Annotated in this window: 13 protein-coding genes; 10 read left to right on the forward strand and 3 right to left on the reverse strand. The window is 48.0% G+C overall.

Going from position 1 to position 17119, the window contains the following annotated elements; all coding sequences use genetic code 11:
• The first annotated feature begins 47 nt into the window (after window positions 1-47).
• The 4 genes from BBD42_RS12395 to BBD42_RS12410 all read left to right on the forward strand — a co-directional run bounded on the left by BBD42_RS12395 (window position 48) and on the right by BBD42_RS12410 (window position 8054).
• Window positions 48-1718 (forward strand): type 2 periplasmic-binding domain-containing protein, encoded by a 1671-nt coding sequence (locus tag BBD42_RS12395; RefSeq protein WP_099518370.1) that lies wholly within the window; start codon window positions 48-50, stop codon window positions 1716-1718.
• A gap of 120 nt (window positions 1719-1838) precedes the next feature.
• A complete protein-coding gene (locus BBD42_RS12400; RefSeq protein WP_099518371.1) occupies window positions 1839-3632 on the forward strand; it encodes a cache domain-containing sensor histidine kinase in 1794 nt (597 codons plus the stop codon).
• On the forward strand, window positions 3629-5242 hold the full coding sequence (locus BBD42_RS12405) for a response regulator (RefSeq protein ID WP_237163458.1): 1614 nt from the start codon (window positions 3629-3631) through the stop codon (window positions 5240-5242). The genes BBD42_RS12400 and BBD42_RS12405 overlap by 4 nt, the downstream gene beginning before the upstream one ends.
• Complete coding sequence (locus tag BBD42_RS12410) at window positions 5232-8054, forward strand: DUF8487 domain-containing protein (RefSeq protein ID WP_237163459.1); 2823 nt, start codon at window positions 5232-5234, stop codon at window positions 8052-8054. Before BBD42_RS12405 ends, BBD42_RS12410 begins: the two co-directional genes overlap by 11 nt.
• A 63-nt stretch (window positions 8055-8117) precedes the next feature.
• Here the strand turns inward: BBD42_RS12410 and BBD42_RS12415 are convergent, their stop codons facing one another.
• Entirely contained in the window at window positions 8118-8726 is a 609-nt protein-coding gene (locus BBD42_RS12415) for a TetR/AcrR family transcriptional regulator (RefSeq protein WP_216364929.1), read from the reverse strand.
• Window positions 8727-8856: 130 nt separating this feature from the next.
• Here BBD42_RS12415 and BBD42_RS12420 point away from each other — a divergent pair, with 130 nt between their 5' ends.
• Window positions 8857-9432 carry a cysteine hydrolase family protein gene (locus BBD42_RS12420; RefSeq protein WP_099518372.1) on the forward strand — a complete coding sequence of 192 codons (576 nt, stop codon included), beginning with the start codon at window positions 8857-8859 and terminating at the stop codon, window positions 9430-9432.
• Between the two features lie 90 nt (window positions 9433-9522).
• Here the strand turns inward: BBD42_RS12420 and BBD42_RS12425 are convergent, their stop codons facing one another.
• A complete protein-coding gene (locus BBD42_RS12425) occupies window positions 9523-10275 on the reverse strand; it encodes an SDR family oxidoreductase (protein WP_099518373.1) in 753 nt (250 codons plus the stop codon).
• A gap of 150 nt (window positions 10276-10425) precedes the next feature.
• On the opposite strand from BBD42_RS12425, the gene BBD42_RS12430 reads away from it, so the two are divergent.
• From BBD42_RS12430 to BBD42_RS12440, 3 genes are all read left to right on the forward strand, one after another.
• Window positions 10426-10956 carry a TetR/AcrR family transcriptional regulator gene (locus BBD42_RS12430; protein ID WP_099518374.1) on the forward strand — a complete coding sequence of 177 codons (531 nt, stop codon included), beginning with the start codon at window positions 10426-10428 and terminating at the stop codon, window positions 10954-10956.
• Between the two features lie 175 nt (window positions 10957-11131).
• A complete protein-coding gene (locus tag BBD42_RS12435; protein ID WP_099518375.1) occupies window positions 11132-11896 on the forward strand; it encodes an AAC(3) family N-acetyltransferase in 765 nt (254 codons plus the stop codon).
• A gap of 283 nt (window positions 11897-12179) precedes the next feature.
• The gene (locus BBD42_RS12440) at window positions 12180-13874 is read left to right on the forward strand and encodes a GGDEF domain-containing protein (protein WP_099518376.1); all 1695 of its coding nucleotides are present in this window, start codon (window positions 12180-12182) and stop codon (window positions 13872-13874) included.
• A 148-nt stretch (window positions 13875-14022) separates the two neighbouring features.
• Here the strand turns inward: BBD42_RS12440 and BBD42_RS12445 are convergent, their stop codons facing one another.
• The gene (locus BBD42_RS12445; RefSeq protein ID WP_099518377.1) at window positions 14023-14931 is read right to left on the reverse strand and encodes an AraC family transcriptional regulator; all 909 of its coding nucleotides are present in this window, start codon (window positions 14929-14931) and stop codon (window positions 14023-14025) included.
• 192 nt (window positions 14932-15123) lie between these two features.
• On the opposite strand from BBD42_RS12445, the gene BBD42_RS12450 reads away from it, so the two are divergent.
• Both BBD42_RS12450 and BBD42_RS12455 read left to right on the forward strand, forming a co-directional pair.
• A complete protein-coding gene (locus BBD42_RS12450) occupies window positions 15124-15864 on the forward strand; it encodes an SDR family oxidoreductase (protein ID WP_099518378.1) in 741 nt (246 codons plus the stop codon).
• A 70-nt stretch (window positions 15865-15934) separates the two neighbouring features.
• Window positions 15935-17110 (forward strand): sugar efflux transporter, encoded by a 1176-nt coding sequence (locus tag BBD42_RS12455; RefSeq protein ID WP_099518379.1) that lies wholly within the window; start codon window positions 15935-15937, stop codon window positions 17108-17110.
• Window positions 17111-17119: the final 9 nt, after the last annotated feature.

The following is a 17119-nucleotide window of genomic DNA, read 5'->3' on the forward strand; positions in this document are numbered from 1 at the left end:
GCAACATTTATATACCGATTTGAAGTACAATCTTGTATAGGGGGAGTATGACAGTGAAATCTAAAAAGCGTTTCTTAACGGCATTAACCGTTGCCGTATCGCTGACCGTAATGGCGGGTTGTTCGAATTCCGCAAGCAATCAGCCAAGCGGCAGCACTGATTCGGGAAGTGCGGCGGCTAGCGGTTCGACCTCGTTCAATTTGTGGCTGGGATGGACGGCAACAACGAATAATGACAGCTTGGTCCAGAAGTATTGGCGCGAGAAAGAGCCGGGTGTTGATGTTAAGCTGGAGACGACACAGGGCGATGCAATGACAGCGCTTAATTTGAAAATTAACACAGGCGGCTTTGAGGACGCAGCGATTTTTGGCCGAAATGAAACGGTGAAGAGCGCGATGAACCGTTCGAAGCAGCTGATGTCCTTGGAGCAGTATTTCGATATGCCGGATAAATATCCGGGACTGGCTGCGATTCCGAAGCAGTATCTCGAATTGATGAAGGATGCGGACGGACATATTTGGTCGATTCCAACCTGGTTTGACCAAAATCCTGAAGATCCATGGCCGGGCTGGGCATCGCAAGGATGGTCAGTCAGAACGGATGTGCTGGATAGCGTTGGCATGACCATAGCTGATCTGGCTACTATTGAAGGCGTAGAGGCTTTTCTGAAAAAAGCGGCTGAGCAAAAGGATGCGTCAGGCAAAACGCTGCTTCCCCTTTCATTTCTAATGGATACGAATGATACGCTCAGCTGGAGCGATGAAAATGCGATTCTCACCGCCTTTGGCGTCACGACGGGCGGCAGGGGAATCGAGAAAAAAGGCGATGATTTTGTATTCGCTTACGACGATCCGAACTTTAAGGCAGCTTACGCGTGGATGAACAAAATGTACGTCGCCAAGCTGATTGACCCGGAGGTCGTGACGAATAAAAAAGAGCAATATAATGAAAAAAATAAATCGGGTCGTGTCGCTCTAAATGCGGGAAGCTTCTGGAATATTCCAACCTCCGTATGGGAGACGCTTGACGGTCCTACGGAGCCGGGATGGTTTTATGAAGTCGTTCCTTTCCCTAAAGTCCAAGGCGTAGAGAAGGTCGGCATTAACCAGGTCGTTAATCCGAATCCGGGATATGATGTGTATGTCAGCTCCAATACAAAAAATCTGGAAGCGATTTTAAAGTTTTTTGATTACACGCTGCAGCCGAAGCCTGAGCAACAGCATGTCATTAATGAAGGGCCAGTTGGATTGTACTGGGATTGGGTTGACCAGCCGCTTGGGAAATGGCAGTTCACGGATGAAGCTTATAAAACAAGCCGGAATTCGGGTGATGCGGCCCAAAAAGCGAAGGTTACGCCGGAGCTGTACATGGCTTCTTCCTACAGCAACGAGTGGTATCCGTGGTGGAACACAGCGGATGGCGGTAAAGCGGGAGCAGCCAAAACGATCAAATTCACCGAAGCGATCGGCAAAATGGGAAGTATCCGGGTTGCTGAGCCGTATGATTTGATTGAAATGAAGGCTGGCGGCCTATGGGAGAAATATTCCCCGGAAATCGAAAATATTCGCAAGGAATATAGAGCCAAGCTGTTGATGGCGAAAGATAGCGGCCAATTTGAGACGGAATGGACGAAGTTCCAGGAAGCGCTGGAGAAGCGCGGCCATTGGAGCGAGGTAAAAGAGGAATGGCTTGCATCTTACAAGGAGCAAGTAAAGTGAGAAAGTAAAATTAGCACGTAAAATAAGCAAATAAAAGCAGGACAATAAAATAAAGAATGGGCGGAGCATCCCTTCCTATTAGGAAGGGGGCTCCCTTTGCAGTTCATGGAGGAGTGGCAGATGAGGCTGAGACAACGTTTAGAGCAATGGATCATTCGTATGACCCGCTCCATGAATATGAGAAAGAAAATTGTGCTGTTTTATGGGGTTATTGTATTTCTTCCGACCGTCCTGCTGGCTATCGGAGCAGGGTATATGACGCTGCATATTGTCCGGGGCAACTATATGCTCACGATTAAAGAGGCTGTTCGTCAGAACGCCCAAAGCATTGAGTTCCGCAAGCAGAGCTATGATCTGCTTGCTACGCGGACAGCGACTGACGGTGAGCTGGTTTCTAGATTATCGAGAGACTATCAGGACATTTCCGAACAGTACGCTACCGTTCAATATGTAGACCGGGCTTTCTTATTTACGAGCAAATACTTGCCCGGCATCGAAAATTTCCGCATCTACCATACGAATGACACGCTGGTACAGGACGGCGGGCTTCTATGGAAACCAGGAGATCGCAAGCTTTCGGGTTTAATCGAACAGGAATGGTACAAGGGAAGACTTCAATCGCCAGACAACCTCGCCTGGACGAATGCGCTCGACGATAAAACCCGGCTCGTCGTTTCGCACAAAATTTTAAATACGTACGGGGACGTCTACGGCATCGTCTATTTGCGGCTTAATTATAATGAAGTATTTGCTGAATCGTTTGACCATCCGTTTGACGGTGCGGGGGAAATGTTCATCGTAGACAGCGATGAGCAGATCATCGCCTCCTCAGAGTCCAATGAAATCGGCAGCCGTTTGTCAGAATCCTCCTTAAGCGAGTATTGGAGCCGTCCGGAAGGCTCGGCGGTAACCGTTGATGGCATGGTATTAATCAGGCAGAAAATCAATTCCGGCTGGACGGTCGCGGCGCTTGTGCATCTGGATCGGCTGGAGGAACAGTCCAAACGAATTTTCTACTATATAGTGGGCGGCATCGCTTTTTTTCTCCTTTTATCGACCTTTCTCATTATGGTTGTGCTCAAAAACGTCATCTGGCGAATACGCAAGCTCGGAACCCGCATGATGGATATTTCCGAAGGTTATTTCGAAGCGACGGTGAGAAACCGTGACAACGATGAGCTGGGAGAGCTGGAGGTTCTATTCAATTCGATGTCTGGACGCCTCAGAAAGCTGGTGGAAGAACATACAGAGGCGATTTTAAAAGAACGCGAGCAGTCTTTCAAAGCGCTGCAGGCGCAGATTAATCCGCATTTTATTTATAATTCCTTAAGCCTGATCCGCTGGCGTGCCATGGACGTAAAGGATGATATTCAAATTCGGACGATTGATGCCCTGACCACCTTTTACCGGCTGGCCCTCAATAACCGCGTTAATGTGACCCGCATTCGTGATGAGCTTGAGCATCTAAAGGCTTACGTCGAAATCCAGCAGCTGCGATATCCCGATCAGGTGCATGTAGAATGGCAGGTGGAGACGGACGTTCTTGATTTGTATACGATTAAGCTCATTTTGCAGCCCATTGTGGAAAATTGCTATTTGCATGGCGGTATTACAACAAGGAAGGGTGCCTTTTTACAGATCATGATCAACAAAACAGAGGATGCCATTGCGTTTCAGATTTTTGATAATGGGAAGGGCATTGCGCGCGAGAAGCTGGAACGAATCAAGACAGGCAGCTATATCGGTACGAAAAACGGATTCGGAATGAACAATATACGCGAACGGCTGGCGCTCTATTTTGGCCAAGAGGGACGTTTTGAAATAGAAAGCATGGAGGATGAATGGACCACTGTGACCATCCATATTCCGATTTGCAAGGAAGCTCCTGAAATTAAAAAGGGGGATGGAGCATGATGCAAGCACTGATCGTTGATGACGAGCCGATGCAGATTCAAGGACTTGTCCGCCACATCGACTGGGAAGCGCTAGGGTATGAACAGCCAATGACCGCACAATCGGGTGAGGAGGCAATTGCCATACTGGCAGAAGCTCATGTGGATGTTCTGATCACCGACGTGTCGATGCCAGGAATGACGGGGATAGAGCTGCTCGCCAAGTGCAAGTCGGATTATCCGAAGCTTGCGTCCTTGCAGACGGTGATGATAAGCGGCTATGACGAATTCGAATTTGTCCAGGAAGCGATTCATTTGGGGGCGAAGGCCTACGTTCTCAAGCCGATTAAGACGGATGAATTGGAAGCGAAGCTTGCGGCATTTCGCGATTCGCTTGAGAAGAAAATCCATATTGAGCTGGAGACAAGCAAGCTTAAAGAAAAAATGACGGAAAGCTATGAGGTGCTGCAGGAGCATTACGTCAAGGATTTAATAGAAGGTGCGATTCAAAGTGGCGAGCTGCTCGAATCCTGGTGCCGTCTGCTCGATTTGCCGTCAGAAGATTGGCAGGCTACGCTGTTCTTATTCGGCTATGACCGCCTGTTTCCGTCCAATCCGCATGACGCCAAGGAGCGGATTATGCTCAGCGAAGGGCTCATCAAATGTGTCAAAATGGGCTTGTCCGAGTTTGCAGGCACGTATATCGGCAAGACTGGCGCGGACGAAGTAGCGGTCATTTTATTGAATGCCTCTCCGATTGACCGTGTGAAGCTGGAGAAGCAGCTTTCTTTTATCCAGGATGTTCTGAAGGAGCAGTACAACGCTTCCGTTACTGTCGGAATCAGCAGGGAATGCCAGGCTTGGTCGGACATTCCCCTGTTATATAAAGAAATCAAGCATATGATGGCAAGCGCCAGAATGGCCGGCTATGGGCAAATTTTGTATTTCGACCACGTTGAAATGAATGAATATCGCGATTTTCGATTGTACGAGGAATATTTTCCCGAAATTTTAAAGCTGCTGGATAGCGGGGAAAGCGACAACGCCATCGTCTATTTCAACCATGCGTTTGAGATGCTGCTTGCGCAAAAGCCTGTGTCCTTTTCATATGTGCAGGCCTTTGGCATGGGATTAATTAGCGAACTGATCCGCAAATTGAAGCGGACAAAGGAAACGGATGCCGAGATGAATATTTTGATGTGGCAGCGGATGATTGACTGTACGGATGTGGAGGAAATAAGGACGGTCGTAATGGCCTTCCTCGCCCAGTATATCCAGCTGAAGCAGAAGGAGCAAACCGTTCAGCAGCATAACCTGATCCAGAAAGTCGCCCGTTATTTGGAGGAACATCTGCATAATAACGTAACGGTGAAGCAGCTGGCGGAGCAGTTTCATTTGAACTCCAGCTATTTGAGCGTATTATTCAAAAAAGAAATGGGCCGAACGATATCTGATTTTGTCCAGGAAGCTCGTATGAACAAGGCCAAGGAACTGCTCCGGGACCCAAGCATCAAGGTGTATGAAGTGTCGGAGCAGGTCGGATTTCAAACGGCGGCGTACTTCACCTTTTTATTCAAGAAGCTGACCGGAACGACTCCGCAGGAGTTTAGAGATTATTATTATGAGGAGTGATATTTTGCTGACCAAAATCAACCTAGAGGGCGAATGGAAGCTGCAGCTGGACAAGGACAAGAGCGGGTTGTCGCAGCCGTTTACAGATTCGATTAAGCTGCCCGGAACGACATCCTATGCCCGGAAAGGGCCGAAGAACGAAACGAAATTAGTAGGGGCTTTAACCGATGAATATGCGTTCGAAGGGTATGCATGGTATTCGAGAGAGGTAGAAATTCCTAAGGGGCTTGCTGAAAAAACGTGTTTTCTCTATCTCGAAAGAACGAGAATGACGACGGTATGGGTGGGCGACCGCGAGGTCGGCTCGCGTGATAGCCTGAATACGCCGCATCTCTACGAATTGACAGGACTGCTTCAGAGCGGCCCGCAGACGATTACTATCCGTGTCGACAATACGGATTATCCAACGAAGGGAGGCCATATGACTTCCCCTGATACACAGACCAATTGGAACGGAATTACAGGCCGCATCGAGCTTCAATTTTATAGCGAATCGTACCTGACCGATATCCAGCTCTATCCGAATTTGTCCGCGCGCTCCGTGAAGGTGGAAGCTGGCGTGCAGGGAGCATTCAACGGCAGCCTAACGGTATCCGCAGCCAGTTGGAACTCAGAAGCCGTGCATACGGTGGCGGAGAAGGAGTATAGCTTCGCTTCGCAAGCTATTTCGCTTGAATATGCATTAGGGCAGGACGCGCTGCTATGGAGCGAAGCCACTCCTCATTTGTATACTGTAAGCATCTGTTTGAAGGATGAGACAGGCGAAATCGTTGACCAGCAGCAGCGGAGCTTCGGGCTGCGGGAATTTAGAACGGATGGAAATAAATTTACAATTAACGGCAGCAAAACGTTCCTTCGGGGCAAGCATGACGGATTGATTTTTCCGCTAACGGGATATGCGCCGACGGATGTCGAGGAGTGGCTGAGAATTCTTGGCATTTCGAGGTCCTACGGCATTAACCATTATCGTTTTCATACGTGCTGCCCGCCTGAAGCCGCGTTTACCGCAGCGGACATGCTGGGGATTTACATGGAACCGGAGCTGCCTTTCTGGGGGACGATTACTGAAGCGACGGATGAGCGCCATAACCAGGCGGAGCAAGACTACTTGATTAGCGAGGGGTATGCCATTCTCAAGGCATTCGGCAACCATCCGTCCTTTGTCATGATGTCGCTGGGCAATGAACTGTGGGGCAGCAGAGCCAAAATCGATGCGATTTTGCAAGCCTATAAAGCGTTCGACAGCAGGCCGTTGTATACACAAGGCTCCAATAATCATCAATTTTCTCCTGCTGTTCTTGAACATGATGATTTCTTCTGCGGGGTGCGTTTCTCGAAGGAGCGGTTGTTCAGAGGCTCCTATGCGATGTGTGATGCTCCGCTGGGCCATGTTCAGACCGACGTTCCGGGCACATTAAAGGATTATGACGATCAAATTGTGCCGCCAGATTTTCATCATAACGAGGGTGCGTCGAGTGAAGCAGGAGGCGTCATTCAAATCCAGTACGGCACGGAAGCGAAAGCGGTCCAGCTCGGCGACGCCTCGGGGGAATGGATTCCCCGCATTCCGGTCATTTCCCATGAAATTGGGCAATACGCGACGTATCCGAACTATGGAGAAATAGAGAAGTATACAGGGTCGCTGAAAGCGGAAAATTTCATCCTTTTCCAAGAGCGCCTCAGGGAGAAAGGGCTGGACCATCTGTCCAGTTCATACTTTGAAAGCTCAGGGCAGCTGGCAGTAGCCTGTTATAAGGAAGAGCTGGAAGCTGCTTTTCGCTCCAGAAAGCTTGCCGGCTTTCAATTGCTCGATCTTCAGGATTTTAGTGGGCAAGGAACGGCGCTCGTTGGCGTATTAGATGCCTTTATGGATTCCAAGGGGCTGATTACGCCTGAGGAATGGCGGACCTTCTGCAGCGATGCCGTCCTTATGGCGAGGTTTGCTAAATACAACTATACGTCGACCGAACGCTTCGACGCTCATGTGGAATTGTGCTGGTATAGAAATCAGCCACCGGGTGCAATCAAGCTTCAGTGGGAGCTGGCGGATGGACAGAGGATACTGGCGTCTGGTACAGCTGAGGCGGAAATAGGGGGGGAGCAAAATGACATTGATATTTGCGAGCTGAGCATAGAAATGCCCGCTGTCGATGTTATGACCAAAGCTGTGCTTTCCCTGCGGATTGTGGAGACGGATATTCGCAAGTCCTATGACCTTTGGATTTATCCGCAGCAGGTTGAAGCGGAGCTGTCCAAAGTCCATCGTTTTGAGTCGCTTACGGCTGAGGCTCTTGCTTTATTAGAGCAAGGGGAGAAAGTATGGCTGATGCCGAAGCCAGAGCATATAAGCCATGGTATCGAGGGCTTCTACAGTACCGATTTCTGGTGCTATCCGATGTTTCGCTCCATCTCGGAGAGCATGAACCGTCCGGTTCCCGTCGGCACAATGGGGCTTCTCGTCGACAACAGCCACCCGGTCTTCCGGGACTTTCCGTGCGAGCCGCATTCTACTTATCCTTGGTGGAGCATCGTATCCCATTCAAAGTCGATTATTATGGACGGCACGAGCAGGGAATGGAGCCCTATCGTACAGACCATCGACAATTTCGAGCGCAATCACAAATTAGGTTTTCTGTTTGAATGCCGCGTAGGAAAAGGCAAGCTGCTTATTTGCTCGCTCGACGCGGATAAGGTGCTAGAAACACCGGAAGGAAAACAGTTTTTGTCCAGTGTAATCAAATATATGGAATCAGAGCAGTTCAAGCCGCAGTACGAAGCCGGCGTGACAGAGCTGCTGGAGCTTATTCAATAAAAGAAGTTTAGGGGAAAAAATAACCGCTTGCCTTCTCAGGAATGGCAAGCGGTTATTTTTTGCTTACCCGCGAAGACCGTCGCATAGGATCGACACGACGCGGTCTGGGAAAGTCCCGCTGTCCCCGGCTGCCTGCAAAATGCCGCTAAGCAGCAATTTGATATCCTCAAGGCGAGCATCAGCCCGAACGGAGCCGCTTTGCTTGGCACGGGCGAGCAGCTTGTCGATCCCTTGCCAAAAATCTCGCGCAACGTCCGAACGGCCAGCCTCTGCATTCAGACTGCTGACAAGGGCATCGGTGATCGCCTTGTTTGCAATCCCCTCGCGTATGATGGTGGCAAAATATTGAAAGAACGCTTCGCCCGGATCGTCGTGTTCAAGCCATTGCCGGGCTTCTTCCATAAGCCGCGCCTTGTGGCTGACAATGACGGCCCCAAACAAATCTTCCTTGGTCGGGAAATGCCGATAGACGGTTCCTACGCCCACGCCGGCGCGCCTTGCGATTTCATCCATCGAGACGGAGATGCCTTCGGTCATAAAAACCTGATGGGCGACATGGAGCAGATGATCCCGATTTTTTTGGGCATCTGCCCGCAATGCCTTCTCGGGGGGCTTGGCGACGAAGGACACAGCAGGTTCAGCGTCTCCAGCCGGAATGCTTTTTTTAGACATTTTTGAATAACACCTCTTTATAAAGATTACATCAATAGCGGTTTATTGACAAACGGAGAATGTTCTCCGTATAATATTGAAAACGGAATCCATCCTCCGTTTATGATGAGAAAGTAGGGGATTAAAGCATATGCAAAATTCACCGAGCAAAAGCGCGCTATTGGTCATGGATATGCAAAACAGCGTTGTGTCGCGGTACGCAGCTGGCGAGGGGGCACTGCTTCCGTTCCAAAAAGCGATTGAAGCTGCCCGCAGCCACGCTATTCCTGTTATTTATGTACGTGTTGCTTTTCGTGCAGGTTATCCCGAGATCAGTGCTAGAAACAAAATGTTTGGGGGCATTGCCAGCCGATCAGGAGGCGTGGCGGCTCCAGAAGCGATGATGCAGATTCATGAAGCCGTACAGCCATTCGAAGGCGAGCCGGTTGTGACGAAGGTTCGAGTGAGCGCGTTCGCCGGAAGCGACCTTGAGGTCATCCTTCGGTCCCGCCAAATCGACACGCTCATTCTTAGCGGCATCGCCACAAGCGGGGTCGTTCTTTCGACATTGCGGGAAGCAGCAGATAAGGATTTTGCGATTACGGTACTATCCGATGCCTGTATGGATGCTGACCCAGAGGTCCATCGCGTGCTAACCGAGAAGGTGTTCCCTCAACAGGCCGAGGTGATGACTGTTGAGGCGTGGGTTGCTTCTTTATTCAGCTAATGCCCAGAGTAACGGCAAGTTTTTGCCAGAGACTCCACCAAACAAACGGGGTAAGGTATTGGGGATGGAGAGAGAGTTGGCGGTGACCCCTCAGCCCCGCGCCATCGCATTCGAAAGGGTGTCCGGAAAGTATTTCCCCGCAAAGCGCAATAGTTTGGAGAAGCCCGGCACAATCCTCTTTTTGTTTCGCTCCATCCCTTGAATCCCGTGCTTAACGAGTGTGTCCAGACTCATACTGGGAATGCCGCCGTTTTGCATGTCAGGGAGCAGATTGGTTTCCGCGACGAGGGGAGGGACAAGCTCCATCACGTGTATGTTCGTTTTTGATTTCCTGAGCTGGATTCGAAGCGCATCGGTAAACATATGCACGCCCGCCTTTGTAGCCGAATAAACGGGATGAAGGGGCGAAGTGACGTAGGATAGACCGGAGCTTACGGTTACGATCATAGCATCCTTTTGTCTGGCCAATTGCGGGAGCAGTGCTGCCGTCATCCAGATGGTCCCGTTTAAGTTCGTTTCGACCTCTGCGGTAGTCTGCTCTAAATCGAGGTTATCGTCCATCAATTCGAATGCGCGCATAATACCTGCCGAGTTGAACAGAATCGAGACTTCAGGGTATCGGTCACGAAGGATGGCGGCCGTTTCGCGAACGGAGTTCGCATTGGAGACGTCGCCGCACAGCCCGACGAGCCCTTTATGTTGGTGCGTCACTTGATCGAGGGTTGCTTGATTTCGTCCAATGACGATGACTTTATTGCCGCGATTCAACAAGTTTATAGCAAATGCAAGCCCGATGCCCGAAGTGCCGCCTGTAACGACGATTGTACGATTTGAAAGTTTCATGCAGGATTCTCCTTTTCAGTTACGTTTTTTTAAATTTGTAACCTGTGAACGACCTAAGCATACATTGGGAAGTTACAAAAGTCAACAGTTGTAACCTATGGCGTCAATCGTTATAATATAATCATGAAAAATTTAAGCAGAGAACTCATTTTGGAAACCGCGCATCGAATGGTTGTCGAACAAGGGATGGAGAAAGTCAACCTGTCAAAGGTCGGCTCTGAGCTCGGGACGACCCATGCTGCGATCTACAAGTATTTTACAGGCAAGGAAGAGTTATGGACCGAGCTTGCGTTGTCGTGGCTGGACCATGAGCTGGTGCGGCTGTTCCCATTTGACACGGACAAGTACTCGTCTAAAAAGGACGTCGTGCACGAATGGTTATGGGTATTAAGTGGATCGAAATATGAGGCTTATGTGCGTGAGCCTGAAATGTTTAAGCTGTATACCGCCTATATTGATCAAAATCCGACGGTCGCCGCTCGGCACATTGGCGATTTGGTGGACAGCTTAAAGGCCGCAAGCGGCATTGAGGAAGTTGGGCGCCTGTATGCCATTTTAATGGCGTTTTCTTATTTTTCCGCGCCAGCTTATGCAGACAATTGGCTGCGTATGGATTTCAAAGCAGAGTTCGAAGCGGTCTGGAAGCTGATCGAGGCGGGAATTGAAGAAGCTGCAGACTGAACTACAAGCGGAATACGAGAAGGCTGCCAGCTTGATTGGCGGCCTTTTTACGCTAACGTTTACGAGTGAGTTGAACAAGGTGAAATCAAAAGTTTCTTGCCGTTACAGACAGCGCGATGAACCCTACCGCAATTAAGGGCAAATTTTGATATAATGGGCGGGGAGGGTGAAGAGCATGCACACAATAGAGAGCTTAATGAAGCAATTAGAGCAGTTGGGCATTGACGGCCAAGGAACGCTGCTTGTCCATTCATCGATGAAAAGCATGGGGCCAGTCGAAGGTGGCGGAGACACCGTCCTGGATGCGTTCACTTCCTATATGAAGGATGGGCTGTTGGTGCTGCCCACCCATACTTGGTCCTACATCAATGCGGATAATCCGAAATTTTACGTGGAGCAGTCGCCTTCCTGCGTCGGAATTTTGCCCGAGCTTTTTCGCAAGCGGCCTGGTGTGGTGCGCTCGTTGCATCCCACTCATTCGGTGGCAGCAATAGGGCGAGATTCAATAGAGTTCACAAACGACGACCATCGTTTCGATACGCCATGCGCTAGAGGCTCCGCTTGGGGAAAGCTGCTCGACCGAAGGGCGACTATTTTGCTGGTTGGAGTCGATTTAAGGCGCAACACCTTTATTCATGGCGTCGAGGAATGGGTGGACATACCGGGCAGGCTGACGGATGGCCATGAGATGCTTTCCACAGTATTGCCCGATGGAACCGAAATTTCTGTCCCTTCCCGCCGGCATTGCGGGCTATCGTGGTCCCAGCATTTTTGGAAGGTAGACGATGTGCTTGAAAGTAAAGGCGCCATGCATAGAGGCCGGCTAGGCGATGCCGATGTAAGGGTCTGTGATGCGGCTGCGGTAGCGGAAGTAATAACGGAAATGCTCAAGGAAAATCCGGATTTGTTCTCGGATAATCATCCTTTGGATCATGAATAGGAATGAAAGAAAGGGCTGTCCGGCAACGGCCGGCCCTAAGGCAAGACCCTCGTAAAACTTTCGGAATTTCTCCCCAAAACAACGTTTTCTCTTCCCATAGCTTAAATATGAAACGTTCAAGCTTCGGCAATACAAAGGAATGTAGGAAGAAATAGGACAGAGGTTGGCTGGACTGCCATTGTGTGGGCTAGCTCACGGTCTTGACTGTATGATAAGATGTGGTTAATTTAACCAAACCTATTCTATAATATTGTAGTTGTCGAATCAAAAAAGGAGAAAATTTGTGAGCCCATTAGCATGGTATGATCTCTTTTTATTCATCCTCTTGTTTGTCGTATATATTTATGTTTTTGCTACTGTTAGAATTACGAACTTACATAAGGTGTACTTCTTATTTCATTTTTTAATGATGCTTTGGCCGGTGTGCCAATTTGCTACAGATCTGACTGACGATCCGCAGCTACAGCTGTTTTATGTGAATCTGTCTTTTGTGGCGCTTTCCTTGTTGGGGAGCGGCTGGCTTCTGCTCACGATCTTTCTTACCGGGAATGCGGATAGGCTAGGAAATAAAAGACTATTTTTATTGTTTGCGCCAGCGGTTATTGCAGCAGTTGGTGTCATTATAAATCCGTTTAATCTTTTTGTAGCTCCGATGAGGGGCGGTTACGTCGATAGAGCATATGGCATATGGTTCTGGATTGTGATCGTTATTCTGGTAAGCTACTTTTTTGCTTCTCTCTTTGTTTTGTTTGGGGCATTACATTCTTCAAGAACGTCACCCATGATCAAAAATCAAGTGAAGATCACGCTGTGGGGCATATTCGTGCTGGCCACTTTTGCCGGTATTGACGCTATTCTTAATGTGGTGCTAAAGCAGTGGCTGCCGATCATTCCAGGATTTACTTCTCTAGGCATTTTTCTTTCAGATCTATTTTTCGTATATGTCATTAAAAAATACAATGTGTTTGATCTTGTTTCCATCGCCCATGAGGACGTCATCAATACGATTCCATATGGAATCCTTGTATTAGATGAGAATGAATCCATTATTGAAGTTAACAAAGCTTTACGATCGTCTATGGATTTAAATGTGGGTGACTATTTTGATATGGAGACGTTTCTTGGCACTGTTCATGTAGAGGGCAGCAGCAAGGAATTTCTGGAGCATTACAAGCAAAAGGAAAATACGCTGTCTCAAATTGAAATCGTCGCCCAGCGCGATATTGAGCGTCATTTTATCGTACAAGCTTCCCCGATTGTTGATTCTTATCCGATGCAAATCGGTCATATTATTACGTTCCAGGATGTCTCGCAAGAGCGCTTTTATGTTCAAGAAATGAATCGGCAAAATGAGATCCTCCAGGAGCGCAATCATTCTCTGGATCGCATTCGTAATGAGTTATCCGAAGCCAATCGAAAGCTTGAAGAATTAGTTCTTACGGACAGTTTAACCAACTGCTACAATCGCCGTTATTTGACCCAACAGTTGACTCATGAGGTTATAACCAATATTCAATATAAAACGCCATTTTCACTCATCCTGTTTGATATTGATTTCTTTAAAGCGATCAATGACCGCTTTGGGCATGTAATAGGCGATGAAGTTCTTTATCGTACGGCTCAAGCCGTCAAGCAATCGATTCGCGGCACTGATATTTTAGCCCGATATGGCGGGGAGGAATTTATGATCTACCTTCCGCATACCGAACGCCAGTTAGCCGAGCAGTTAGCGGAACGAGTGAGATTGGCGGTAGAGTCGAACTACATGTTGATAGATCATGAAGTCAAGCAGGTTTCAATAACGGTGAGTGTAGGCATTTTATCCATGGAGGACTTTGATCATGAAGATGTGCCGGACAATCCCGAAGGCTATTTAATTCAACTTTTTGCTGCAGTAGATAAAGCCCTTTACCAAGCGAAGCAAAATGGACGCAACCGGATCGAATTCGCAGATTTCCAAAAAACATCAAGCTCATAAGGTGTCCCTTGAGTAATGAAATTTAAGCTGCAAGACGGGACACTGGGACGCTATAGCTAATAAAAAGGATCGCTGCCAACACAGACGGTCCTTTTTATTTTGTCTAAGCTAGGGGCAGCCATATGTGGCGGACTTACGGATTATACGCTTAGCTTTGGCCATATTTAGCTTTCAAATGCATGATGTCTGCTTTAGGAGGAGCACCGAACATACGGGAATATTCACGGCTGAATTGGGAGGCACTTTCATAGCCTACGCGAAAAGCGACATCAGCGGCATCCCCCGACTCCGATAATAAAAGGCGGCGAGCCTCCTGCAAGCGCATTTGTTTTTGAAACTGAATAGGGCTCATGGCGGTAACCTCTTTGAAATGTCTGTGAAACGTAGAAATGCCCATATTGGCTAGCTCTGCAAGCTCTTCAATTCGCAAAGGCTGGCCGACGTTATGGGTAATATGTTCGATGGCCTCGCTGATGCGATAGGTGCTGCTGCCTTCCATTGCGAGCTGCGCCAAGGTAACCCCAAACTGCCCCTGCAAGAGCAAATATAAAATTTCTTTTGTGTAGATCGGAGCTAGAAACGAAATGTCTTTAGGATGGTTCAGCAACCGAGTTAATCTGATTAGCGAATCCAAGATGGATGAGTCCATATCACCGACAAACATCGCACGTTTTGTGTTTTCTTGCGGGGTAATTTGGAAGGGGGCATCCTTTAAAACCTCTAATATTTGATTTGGCGTAAATTCAAGACGCAGGCTTAAGTATGGAGCATCGGGGAAAGCTTTTATAACGTGACCGATTACCGGCAAATTCATGGAAGAGATCAAATAGTCGGAAGGACCGTATTCAAACAACTCCTGTGCGAGCATTACTTCCTTCAAACCTTGTGCGATGAAGCATAAGGAAGGCTTGTAAACGCGGTGAACCGGCTCGGTTATACAAGAAAGGCGAATTAGATATAACGATGGGACAGCGGTCTCGTGGACACCGTCTTGGCCCGAATGCTGCTCAATTAATTTGGCAAGTTCAATCTGCTGATTGTGTATGGCTTCAGGCATAAGATCCGTCCCTTCGTACTCGTGCTTAATGCCATTATTATAACGCAACAACAGCTGTTTCATAAATGGCGGTGAGAGAATCAGGCAAGCATTAGAGAGGAATGGGATAACGTTCGCTTTTTCAATTACAGCATAATGAGAACAAGCTAGCTTGAAATAAAAAACAGGCAAATAAGAGAGGAAGTTATCAGGATGTCAAATATTCAAGGTATCGTTGTCATAATTACGGGAGCATCTAGCGGGATTGGGGAGGCTGCAGCCAAAGAGCTTGCATCCAAAGGGGCCAAACTGGTGCTAGCTGCTCGCCGTGAGGATCGGCTGCAGAAATTGCAGGAAGAGATTCAAAATCAGGGCGGACAAGCGATTTACAAAGTGACCGATGTAACCTCGGCTGAACAAATGGAAGAGCTCGCCCAATTTGCGCTAAAGGAATTTGGGAAAATTGACGTGCTAATCAATAATGCCGGATTAATGCCAAATTCACTGCTTTACAAAAAACAAATTGAGGATTGGAACAAAATGATTGATGTTAACATTAAAGGCGTTCTTTATGGCATCGCGGCCGTGCTTCCTTTCATGAGAGAGCGTAAATCAGGGCATATCATTAATCTCTCTTCTGTAGCTGGACATTTTGTGGGCGCTGGTAGCGCCGTCTATGCTGGAACCAAGTTCGCTGTACGTGCCATTTCGGAAGGACTGCGCAAAGAAGAATACGGTAATAATATCCGTTCAACCATCATCTCGCCAGGAATGGTGAAATCCGAATTGCCGGAATCCATTACCGATACAGATTTTAAACCTGTAATCGAAAAAATGTATGAAGGCGCAATTGAAGCCGAGAGCATTGCCCGTGCCATCGCTTTTGCCATTGAGCAGCCGTCCGATGTAGCGATCAATGAAATGATCATTCGTCCTACTCATCAAGAACGCTAATCGCTAAAAGGTTTGCCTTAGCACGAATCGGGCAGACCTTTTTTAACCCCTTTTTTTAAGGAGGATAAAGGTGTACACACGATTGCAAAAACTGTTTGAAATTAAAGGCTATAAATTATTTGTCATTTGCATTTTGCTGGTCGGCATAGGAATATCGATTACACTGCCTTACTTAGCTCTTTATTGTACAGAGGTTTTGGGAATGAGTGCGGGTACCTTCGGCGTTTTCACAGCTGTAAGCTCATTAAGTGGCGTGGCGGCAAACTCAATCATTGGCAAATATTCGGATCGCGGACTGGACCGAAAATTAATGATTATTTTGGCAACGGTGTCATCTGCATGGGGCTATACGTCCTATTTAATAGTGGATAACTTCTTAATATTGCTTGTTATCGTTGGATTTTTTAGCGGGTTAGGGGCAGCCGCGATGCCGCAAATGTATGCCTATGCCCAGGAATCGGCAAATGAAAGCAACTCTGATGACAAAACCTTTGCGATGTCTACTTTGCGTTCCCTTGTATCACTCGGATTTCTGGTAGGGCCTTTAGTCGGAACCATCATTTTAAGTGCTGTTGGATATAAGGGGCTTTTTCTAGGGACTTCGGCCATTTTTCTTGCCATTGCCTCGCTTGTCGCGGTATTTCTGCCTAAAAAAAGAGCCATTCAAAAGAAGAGGCCAAGCGCAGGCGATAATGCACGGAAACGCAGGCAAGTCTGGAGTCTGTTAATCGCCTTCATCTTCCTATTTGCCGTCAATGCTATAAACGGGATCGTCACGCCATTATTTATTGTAAACGAGCTTCACGGAACGCATACGGATATCGGATGGGTTGTTAGCCTATGCGCTGGCTTGGAGATTCCCATTATGTTTGCGCTGGGCGCACTGGGAAGAAAAATATCGAACCATTCTTTGATGATCAGCGCCTGCTTTATTGCAATCATGTACAACATTATATTAAGTGTTTCTACCGATTCCTGGCAGTTGATTGCCGCACAGCTTTTGCAGGCTGCGTTTGTGGCTATTGTTATGGGTAATGGACTAAGCTACTTTACGGAGCTATTCCCCCATTCGCCGGGGCTGTCCACAACGATTTATTACAATTCCTCTATTATTGGAAGATTAGCAGGAAATTTAGGCGGTGGCATGATCGCTCAGTTTGCAGGGTTTCGTAACGTTTATTGGGTATGTCTAGCCATCGTAATGGTCTCGTTCGTTATCTTATGGAGCAGCCGCAGGACGAATTGACTTTGATTC

The organism is Paenibacillus sp. BIHB 4019, assembly GCF_002741035.1.
Lineage (GTDB): Bacteria > Bacillota > Bacilli > Paenibacillales > Paenibacillaceae > Pristimantibacillus.